7 protein-coding genes are annotated in these 8,702 nt (G+C 60.9%); 2 read left to right on the plus strand and 5 right to left on the minus strand.

Translation table 11 applies throughout. The features are described 5' to 3' along the window. Nucleotides 1-424 precede the first annotated feature (424 nt). The gene (istB, locus tag L810_RS35755) at nt 425-1,261 is read right to left on the minus strand and encodes an IS21-like element helper ATPase IstB (protein WP_012431280.1); all 837 of its coding nucleotides are present in this window, start codon (nt 1,259-1,261) and stop codon (nt 425-427) included. After that, nucleotides 1,258-2,325, minus strand: a complete 1,068-nt coding sequence (gene istA, locus L810_RS35760) for an IS21 family transposase (protein WP_021163056.1) — start codon at nt 2,323-2,325, stop codon at nt 1,258-1,260. Before istA ends, istB begins: the two co-directional genes overlap by 4 nt. 197 nt (nt 2,326-2,522) lie before the next feature. Here istA and L810_RS35765 point away from each other — a divergent pair, with 197 nt between their 5' ends. After that, a complete protein-coding gene (locus L810_RS35765; protein ID WP_012431281.1) occupies nt 2,523-3,044 on the plus strand; it encodes a hypothetical protein in 522 nt (173 codons plus the stop codon). Next, on the plus strand, nt 3,041-3,271 hold the full coding sequence (locus tag L810_RS49395) for an NUDIX domain-containing protein (RefSeq protein WP_223274461.1): 231 nt from the start codon (nt 3,041-3,043) through the stop codon (nt 3,269-3,271). Before L810_RS35765 ends, L810_RS49395 begins: the two co-directional genes overlap by 4 nt. A 190-nt stretch (nt 3,272-3,461) precedes the next feature. On the opposite strand, the gene L810_RS35770 is transcribed toward L810_RS49395, so the two are convergent. From L810_RS35770 to imuA, 3 genes are read right to left on the minus strand one after another with little or no spacing between them, the layout of a single operon-like run. Further along, nucleotides 3,462-6,593, minus strand: a complete 3,132-nt coding sequence (locus L810_RS35770; RefSeq protein WP_012431282.1) for an error-prone DNA polymerase — start codon at nt 6,591-6,593, stop codon at nt 3,462-3,464. A 30-nt stretch (nt 6,594-6,623) separates the two neighbouring features. Further along, the gene (locus L810_RS35775; RefSeq protein WP_012431283.1) at nt 6,624-8,087 is read right to left on the minus strand and encodes a Y-family DNA polymerase; all 1,464 of its coding nucleotides are present in this window, start codon (nt 8,085-8,087) and stop codon (nt 6,624-6,626) included. Continuing rightward, the gene (gene imuA, locus L810_RS46270) at nt 8,011-8,688 is read right to left on the minus strand and encodes a translesion DNA synthesis-associated protein ImuA (protein ID WP_081712942.1); all 678 of its coding nucleotides are present in this window, start codon (nt 8,686-8,688) and stop codon (nt 8,011-8,013) included. The genes L810_RS35775 and imuA overlap by 77 nt, the downstream gene beginning before the upstream one ends. Between the last annotated feature and the right edge of the window lie 14 nt (nt 8,689-8,702).

The following is an 8,702-nucleotide window of genomic DNA, read 5'->3' on the forward strand; positions in this document are numbered from 1 at the left end:
TGTGGCAGATTTAGCGCTTACAGAGCAGGAGCTTCTCCGAAGTCGCTGGTCCGTGCCCTGGCGCAGGCTTTATCGACTTCCGCGAGGTGCGGCGTTCCCGCGCCCACCGCCGGATGGGTTTCCGGTCGTACTCGGCCAATTACCACCGGACGAAGCACCGCCCGACCGGCCGCCGCTTCCGGCCGATTTTGCCCCACCGGACGAGCCTTTCGATGGGCCGCTCGAGTTACCGCGCGCGCCACCTTGGTTGCCGCCTGTTCCTTTGCTCATCGCCGCCTCCTTTGACCATGTGGGGTGCTACAAGTCACTTCCGATTTGCAGTCGCATCAGAGCCGCGGCCGCGAGATTGTCAAACGCAATCTCAAGTTGATACAGCTTCGGACGCAAACGCAATTTGAATTTGATACACCTGCGCATACGGTTATTAGCTGAGTGCTGCCTCCTTCGAGTTGCGTTTGCGTTTGACATCGTCCGCGTCGTTCAGGTGCGGTGGTGGGATGCGGTTGATCATGCCGGCCTGACGTTTTTCCTTCAGCCTGTACGAGTCGCCGGAGATCGGCACGACGTGTGCGTGATGAAGCAGCCGGTCGAGGAGCGCCGCCGTGAGCGTTGCATCGTCAGCGAAGGTCTGGTCCCACTGGCCGAACGGAAGATTGCTGGTCAGGATGAGACTTCCGGTTTCGTACCGTTTGGCGACCACCTGGAAGAGCAGGTTCGCCTGCTCCCGGTCCATGGGCAGATACCCCATCTCGTCAATGATCAGAAGCCTGTATGGCTTCGTGATCCGCTTGATAGTTTCCTCCAGCTGGTTACGCCGCAACGCTGTCGTCAATTGCATCAGCAGATCGGCGGCAGTAATGAAGCGGGTGCGAAATCCGGCCTGCGTTGCACGATATCCAAGCGCGACGGCAAGATGGGTTTTGCCAACGCCACTGGGTCCGAGCAGCACGACATTCTCGGCACGCTCCACAAAGGCAAGACTGCCGAGTTCGAGAACCAATGCTTTCGGTACGCCGAGCACGAATTCGAAGTCGAATTCATCAAGCGTCTTGATTGCCGGGAATCCAGCCAGACGCGTCAGCATCCGGCGCATTCGCTCCGCGCGTGCCATCGCTTCATCCTTCAAGGCCTGTTCGAGGAAGTCGAGATAGCCGAGCTCGCGTTTGGCGGCCATCTGGCCGAGGTGCGCAATCTGTGTCGGCAAGTGCAGCAGGTTGAGCTGCTTGCACAACACAGTCAGTCGTTCGAGCTGCGGCGTCATGCGCTTACCTCCTGTGCGCGGCTGAACGCGTCGTAGACCGACAACGGGTGCTGCAACGGTTTGTTCCACTCCGAGGTCGCGTACCGTGATGCTGGTTTCGGCTGCTGATGTGGCGTCGCTCCCGTTCGAACCGATCGTCCCACGTATGGTGCCGGCAGTGGCAGAAGATGCGGCCGCTCCTCGAGCAACACCTCGGCCGGAACCCGTTTGGTAGTGCCATGCACCCGGACGTTGGCGACGTCGCGCAACCACAGCCTGACGCGCTCATTGCACAGGCCGCAGTCGGCTGTGAGCCCTGCCTGTTTGAGCATTGAAACCAACGGGACCCAGAAGCTATAGCGCAGATATCCGTTCATACGCTCGACCTTGCCCTTCGTCTTCGCGCGGTATGGCTTGCACACGCGCGGCACGAACCCATGGTGTTTGGCGAAGTCAGCGAACCCCGGATGATATCGGTGCTGCTTCTTGCCATAGGCATCGCGTTTCAGAATCACCGTCTTCATGTTGTCGTACACGATCTCTCTGGTGACGCCGCCAAATGCCTCGAATGCCCGCACATGGCAAGCCAGCAGCGTTTCGATACGCATGTCGGTGACAAACTCCGCGTAGCTGACACGGCTGTAGCCCAACGTCGCAACGAACGCCGCGAGCATGCCGAGTTTGTGCCCCGGCTTACGAAACTCAATCCAGTCCATCTGCATCTGATGTCCCGGCTCTGTCTCGAATCTGACCACCGGGTCGGGGCGTGCAGCGGGGCGAAGCTTCTGCAGATACTCCTGCACCCGACGCAAACCGCCCGTGTAGCCGCGCTCCTCAATCTCCCGCTTGAGCACCGTCGCCGGAATCCAGTCCGGCTTCGCTGCTTCGACACGGCCCTGCAAATAGGCCTTGAAGGGCGCAAGCTTGCCGACGACTGGCTGACGGGCCTTACGCTGCGGCGGACCCGATTCCAGATACTTCCTGACTGTGTTGACTGCCATGCCGGTCTCGACCGCGATGTCCCGAAGGCTGTTTCCCTGGCGACGCAGAATCTCGATTTCCATGTACTCCTCGTAGCTGATCACGGGCCGCCCAAAAGGAGCAACCCTACAACGAGGTGTATCAATTCCTAACTGCGTTGCTGTATCAATTTACAACTGCGCGCGACAAGATAACGATACGCCTATTTTAAGCGGGCTTCTTCCGGCGAAGGAGACTATCCACGCGGAGTTGGTAATATCAAAGAACATCGACAAACAACCAAACAATCAAGCGCAGTTGCATGGACATCTTTTACTACTGGCAGAAGCTGGAATCGAACCTGAAGAACCGTGAGGTCGGATACTTCGGCTCCAACAACTCAAAGCTCACAGACCTCGCTGGACGCTTGCCCAAGCGAATCTGGGTGTTCAAGACGCCGAAGGGCATGAAAGGCTCAATTCAGCTCGTGGGCTCGCTTTTGGTCTCCGATGAGCCACGCGTTGCCGTCAATACCGACTATCCGAACGTGATTTACTACGACCCGTTCTCGCCCGAATCGGTCATCTACACGGAGTCAGGTACGGCTGAGCGAATCACGGAAATTTCGGGTCATTTCCAGTACCGATTCCATGCAGCGTTCAGCGCTAATTTTCAAGGTGACTCGGGAATCCAGGCGTTGGAAACCAACGTCGTGCGTGGCTTGGAGTCGATGGTCGCAGCGTGGCCCAAGGTCCAGCTGCTCGAGCGGGTCAAGGAACCGGAGAAGGTGTACCCCATCAATCCATTTGCCAACAAGCCCATTAAGGCGCCGAAAGGACAATGAAGCGACGAGCAACAGTAATTTGTGAGCGCAACGGCAACGTTCTACTGGTCGCCCGGGAGCGTGGTCGCTGGGCTTTCCCAGGTGGCCGGCAGAAAGCCGGTGAAGACATCGCGTCCACGGCAATCCGGGAACTCGACGAAGAGACTGGGCTGCAAGTTTCAAATAACCACTACCTCTTCCGTTTCGGGGTCTGCGAACCCGGCACTTCGTCTTCATTGTTAGGCTGACGGACGGCTCGGAACCAATACCGTCGAACGAAATAGCGCGCTGCCAGTGGGTCAAACTGAAAGACCTTGCGAAGTTGGACACGAGCATTCCGACTAAGGGGATTGCGGAAATCTTCCTTCGTCAATCGCGCGGCAGCAAAAAGTCGCTGAGCAAGGCAATACAGACATTGATGACATAATCAGCACGAGCTCAGCAGAAGTTGCGACTGACTGCCGTTAGCCCGCCGAGCAGGTGAGACAAATCGACGAGCCTCTGCGCAACCAGGTGGCGAACCTCGCCTTCGCATTGCCACGTTCCGTACACGGCGAGGAGCGACGCGCCCAACACCTCCTGCCGGAACTTCTCCTGAACCGATGTCCAGATGATGATGTTCACGTTGCCGGTCTCATCCTCAATGGTGAGAAACATCACGCCTTTCGCCGTTCCCGGCCGTTGCCGCACTGTGACCAACCCGCAGCCACGAGCGAGTCTGCCATTACGATAGGTCATGAGTGTTGCCGCTGGCATCAGGCGCTGTTCTAGCAGGGCTGGCCGCAGAAGGGAAAGTGGATGCCGGCCGAGCGTGAGGCTCATCGAGTTGTAGTCTGCGACGATGTCTTCGCCTTCCGACGGCGCCCCGAACGCAGGCGTTTCGTCATCGACGCAAGCATCGGCAAGGATGTCGCTGTCGGGCACAGCGGCGACGGACGCCCAGAGCGCTTCGCGTCGATTGCCAGCGAGCAGTGACAGCGAGTTTGCTGCTGCCAGAACCTTGAGGTCATTTCGGTCGAGTTGCGCGCGGCGCGCAAGGTCGCTGACGCTGGAGAACTGCCTCACGGCTCTCGCGGCTTCGATTCGCTCCGCTGCACCGTCCTTCATGCCCTTCAACAGCGACAGGCCAAGGCGTACTGATGGCCTGGATGCCGATGTTTCACGCTCGAGCACCGAATCCCAGTTGCTGATGGTGACGTCGGCTGGGAGCACCTTCACGCCATGTCGCTGCGCATCCTGAATCAACTGCGACGCGGAGTAGAAGCCGAGTGGCATGCTGTTCAGCATCGCCGCGAGGAACGCCTCCGGCTCATGACACTTCAGCCAGCTGCTCGCGTACACAAGCAGCGCGAAGCTCGCCGCGTGGCTTTCCGGGAAGCCGTATTCGCCAAAACCGTGAATTTGCTGGAAGATGGATTCGGCGAAGTCCTTCGTGTAACCGCGCTCGGTCATACCGTTGACGATGCGGTCGTAGTATTTGTCGAGACCACCCTTACGTTTCCAGGCGGCCATCGCGCGGCGCAACTGGTCCGCTTCGCCCGGCGTAAAACCGGCAGCCAGGATGGCCACCTGCATCACCTGCTCCTGGAAGATGGGCACGCCAAGCGTTCGCCCGAGAGCGACCTCCAATGCGTCGCTCGGATACGTCACCGGCTCCAGTCCTTGGCGCCGGCGCAGGTAAGGATGCACTGCGCCGCCCTGAATCGGGCCCGGCCTCACGATGGCCACCTCGATAACGAGGTCGTAGAACTCTCGGGGCTTCATCCGCGGCAGCATGCTCATCTGCGCACGCGACTCAATCTGGAACACGCCCACGGTGTCCGCCCGCGAAATCATCTCGTAGGTCGCCGCGTCCTCGGGAGGTATGTCCTGCATCTCGAAACGCTCACCGCACTGCTCTGACACGATGTCGAGCGTGCGACGGATGGCCGACAGCATGCCAAGTGCGAGCACATCGATTTTCAACAGGCCGAGCGCTTCCAGGTCGTCCTTGTCCCACTGAATGGCGGAGCGGTCTGCCATCGTCGCGTTCTCGACGGGGACCAGCCGCGTGAGCTTGCCGCGGCTGATGACGAAGCCACCGGAGTGCTGCGACAGGTGGCGTGGAAAGTTGAGAATCTGAGCAGCAAGCTTCGCCCAGAGACCGATGAGCGGATTCTCCGGGTCCAGTCCGGATTCAGCGAAGCGTTGAAGCAGGTCGGCCGAATGGTCGAACCACTGATGCGATTTCGCCACCTTGTCCACAATTTGCGGGTCGACGCCGAGCGCCTTGCCGCTTTCGCGCAGCGCGCCGCGTGGCCGGTATGTGGATACCGCTGCAGCAATCGCCGCACGGTCGCGCCCGTACTTCCGGTAGATGTATTGGATGACCTCTTCGCGACGTTGATGCTCGAAGTCCACGTCGATGTCGGGTGGCTCGCCACGTTCCTTGCTGATAAAGCGCTCGAACAGCATGTTCCCGCGTGATGGGTCGACCTCCGTCACGCCGAGGCAGTAACAGACCGCACTATTCGCCGCCGACCCGCGCCCCTGACACAGGATGTGCTGACTGCGGGCAAAGCGCACGATGTCGTAGACCGTGAGGAAATAGGCCTCATATTCCAGTTCGCGGATGAGCTGTAGCTCGTGCTCAATCTGCTCCTGGACGTTGTGCGGAATGCCGTTGGGATAGCGCCGGTGCGCACCGATGTATGTCTCCTGCCGTAAATACGCTTCGTGCGTAAAACCCTCTGGCACGAGCTCGTCGGGATATTCGTAGCGAAGCTCGTCGAGTGAGAAGTTACACCGTTCAAGAATGTTGAGCGTCTCGTACAGTGCACGCGTCGGATACAGGTTCCCCAGCCGAAACCGAGAACGCAGATGGCCCTCGGCGTTTGGCGCGAGGTCGTATCCGCATTCGGCGACGGTCTTACGCAACCGGATTGCCGTCATCGTGTCCTGCAGCGGCTTACGCGAGCGGACATGCATGACGACGTTGCCCGTCGCCACGACCGGTACGCGATACTGGTCCGCCACATGCTCGACGATGCCCCGATGGATGTCGTCCATCGCGTGCTGGTGCAGCGTCAGTCCGACCCATGCACGTCCCGCGAACACGTCGTTCATCCATTCGAGCTGGACGGCCAGCGCATCTTCGGTCGCCGGGAAATCGGGCACCAGAATGGCGAGGCAGTCCGGCATTCCCCGCAGATGCGTGTAGCCTTTCTCTGGCTTCGAGATGTCGTGCGGCGTGAGCAGGTATTCGCCTTTCGCTGCACGCATGCGTCCGAGCGTGATGAATTCGGAAAGGTTGCCGTAGCCCTCGCGATTTTGCGCCAGCAAGATGAGACCGAAGGCCGGCGACCGGTCTGCATTCACGAGCTGAAAGTACGAGCCGATGACCAGGGGGAGCTTTTCTTTCTTCGCTTCGACATGGGCGCGTACGACGCCGGCGAGCGAACACTCGTCGGTTATTGCGAGGCCTGAATAACCGAGCTGGGATGCACGCAGCACCAGCTCTTCTCCGTGCGAGGCGCCGCGGAGGAACGAGAAGTTGGTGAAGGCGAAAAGCTCCGCGTACTCTGGAAGCATCGACGATGGGAAGTCCACGATTGCACCGTCTTATCCGAAGAGGCCGTGCAGATACCAGCGCACTTCTTCCGTCTTCACGACGGGCCGTTCGCGATAAATCCAGTAGCAGCTTTTATCGGCGGCCTCTGCAACGTAGTAGTCGCGCGTCACCGCTTCGCTGTCGTGCCATCCTGCCTCGATGCGCTCCCCAGTCGACACGAGCCTGAGCGGCGAGCCGTAGAACGGTCGATGGTTCTTCATCATGAGCTTGATGGGTTTCTCGAGCAGCCAGGTCGGTCGTGGCAGACCTGGAGGCGGTGCCTGCACCTTCGCATCGTTCTGGATGGGCACCCAGCGGTTCGCCATCTCCGGCCTGTGGTCGGATGTCGGCGCCGCGCGCTCGACGTTCTCCGTGCCAAGCCGCGCAACCAGCAGCTCGATAAGGCGATTGTGGTCTTCAGCTGAACCGCCCGGGTCGAGAAAGAGCGAATCGCTCGGTGGCTCGGCGGGCTGCACGCTGGACGCGGTCAGCCGGACCGCCAGGACGGCGGCTGGCAGTTCGGTGCGACCGAGGCGTTCCTTCAGCAAACGAACGAGGTGCTCCTCGTGCCATGTCGGTTCCGCAAGCGCTATCTCGAGAGTGGTTGGCTCGATGGCTTCGCGGCCGCGCTCATGCTCGAGCGACACCGTGGCATGGGTCAGCGCGAACTGCTGCGCGCTCAACCAGCCGCACAACTGGACTATGAGGCGTTTCGCCGAAAACAGGATGGCGTCGGCATGCTCGACCCGGTCAGGAAGCTCGGTGCGCGCGCTGAAAGTCGGCGGCATCTCGAGCCATTGGTACAGTTCGGGCGAGAGGCCGTAGGCGCGGTCGAGCGCATCGAGCAGCCCGACGCCACAGCGTTTCTTCAGGCCGGCCCGCGGCAGGCGACGGATGTCGGCCAGCACCCGGCAGCCTAGGCCTTGAAACCAGTCGGCAAACCCGCGCAGCTCCTGCACGACCGTGAACGGCAGTGCGTTGAGGTTCCGCTCGAGCGATGGCATCTTGAGCACGCGGCACCAGCCGCGTTTTGCAAGCAGCCATGCTCCCTGGCCAGTCGGCGCCACGCTCATGCGAATCGTCACGCCGATAGACATCACGACCTCGCGCATCAACGCGCAGACTTGGCGGATACCACCGAAGAGACGCAGGCTGGCCGTCACGTCCATCACGATGGTTTCCTCATCGCAGAGCGCGACTTGCGGCGAGAAGCGCAGCAGACCGAAGGCGACCTCGCGCTGCATATCTCGCTCGCGCTCGATGCTCCGGTCGTACATCAGCGCGTCCGGCGATAGCGTAGTCACGCCGCCGCGTTTCATCCCCGGAAGCACACCAGCCTCGCGCGCCATCGAATCTGCCACCACCACCTTGTCGCGCTCGAGCACGACGCACCCGTGCTCAGTGCGAGGTGACCACCTCGGACGGAACACCTCCAGCGAAAGCCGGGGCAGGAAGATGGCGACGAACACGGCCATAGGGGCTGAGAAGAATCGGAGACGGTTGCAGAGTGATGGACAGCGTTTCGCTTCGTATTGGGCCCCGTCGCTTGACGACATCGACGACGAGGCCACCGTCAGCGGGTCGCACTCCCAGCCGCAACGTGGCTGGCGAAGAATCCTGCGCGCTGGCGAGCGGCCGAATGAGCACAAGCAGCGTTTCCGACGTTTGCGCTGCCAGGTGTAATCGCCGCAGCGCCTCGGTTCGGATGTGCTGTTGCCACAAAATGAGCGCGCCGCAGCTCCCCGCCTGAAGCACGCGTTCTGCACACCAGAGCGCATCCGCCGTTTTTGGTGCTCGCAGCCTCATCAGTCGTTCGACCGGCACCCCGAGATACGCGAACGCCAGCGAATTAGGGACATGCGGCGGCTGCAAGAGCGCAATTGGACGTGCGCTGAGTTCGGCGAGCGCCGGCTTCAGGAGTCGCATCTCGCCAATCCCTGGTTGCTGGACCAGCAGCTCCACCAATGCACCCAGTGGCCAGCCGCCGCCGGGTAGCTCGGCCGACAAGGCCGCGTAGCCGGTGTCGACCGTCCTGCCGTGAACGCGCGCGAGCTGAGCCCCGCGCCAAAGCGTTATTCCCCCCGACTCCG

This window comes from Burkholderia sp. AU4i, assembly GCF_000466765.1.
Lineage (GTDB): Bacteria > Pseudomonadota > Gammaproteobacteria > Burkholderiales > Burkholderiaceae > Burkholderia > Burkholderia cepacia.